The 859-nt window shown below is 32.7% G+C and carries 2 pseudogenes; one reads left to right on the top strand and one right to left on the bottom strand.

Going from position 1 to position 859, the window contains the following annotated elements:
• Positions 1-143 (bottom strand): annotated as a pseudogene (locus G7Y42_RS15125) (IS5/IS1182 family transposase); the annotation flags it as partial.
• Positions 144-233: 90 nt separating this feature from the next.
• Between G7Y42_RS15125 and G7Y42_RS14875 the strand changes: the two are divergent.
• Positions 234-359 (top strand): annotated as a pseudogene (locus G7Y42_RS14875) (IS982 family transposase); the annotation flags it as partial.
• Positions 360-859: the final 500 nt, after the last annotated feature.

The following is an 859-nucleotide window of genomic DNA, read 5'->3' as shown; positions in this document are numbered from 1 at the left end:
TACGTAGATTCTACAATGGGATAAATGAAATCAAACTGAATCGCTGCATCAATCTTTCGAACTAAGTGATCTTTAGGTACAAGATCATCAATTGTTAACATAGCAAATTGATTTCTACCTTCAATCGGTTGTTTTCTCATCATTAGAATCACTCCCAGAATAGTTTATACAATGAGTATAAAACAAAAAAACTGCAAACAACACTCCAAATTTAGGAGTTTGTCTACAGTCTGAGAAAAGCAGTAGAGACTGTTTTTTCTTCTCTTGAAAGACTAGGTTGTCAAAATTCCAAATCACGTTCTGTTCAAGGGCTAGAAAGTAAGTTTGAAAGCATATTATTAGCGTACAGTATCCTTTAAAGCCGAGCACAGCAACGTTTTGAAGGAACTTTGAGATATTCTTTAGGGGATTAAAATTAACTAGCACCACGAGTTACTCTATAAACTTTATTATCCGAAAAAATGGGTAATTTATGTTTACTCACTTTGGTTGATAGAAAATCCCCATTTCCAGCCTATTTATTTTTAATTTCGAATGAATTTATTTGGAATTTTTATTGAAAAAAAATGTTACTATTTTTTTGTTCTTTTTAAGAGCTAATTTTAGAAATAAGATGAGAAAGGATGTTATAAAATGATGGTTAGATTGAAAAAATTAATGTCTGTAAGTATGTTAACAATGATGGGATTCGCTTCTTTAGGAGGAGCACAAATGATAACTCACGCAGACGAGACAGGAACAGGTACAGCACAAGTAACATACAACGTAAATACGATAACACCAGATGATCCAACAGCTAACCCAGATTTTACGGTATTGATTCCAACAGCGTATCAGTTGAGCGATCAACAAAAAGTTT

Origin of the sequence: Enterococcus sp. ZJ1622, assembly GCF_011038845.1 — a bacterium.
In the GTDB taxonomy this organism is placed as follows: Bacteria; Bacillota; Bacilli; order Lactobacillales; family Enterococcaceae; genus Enterococcus_B.
Note: the sequence above shows the minus strand (reverse complement) of the source record. Positions and strands in the feature narration are given on the sequence as shown.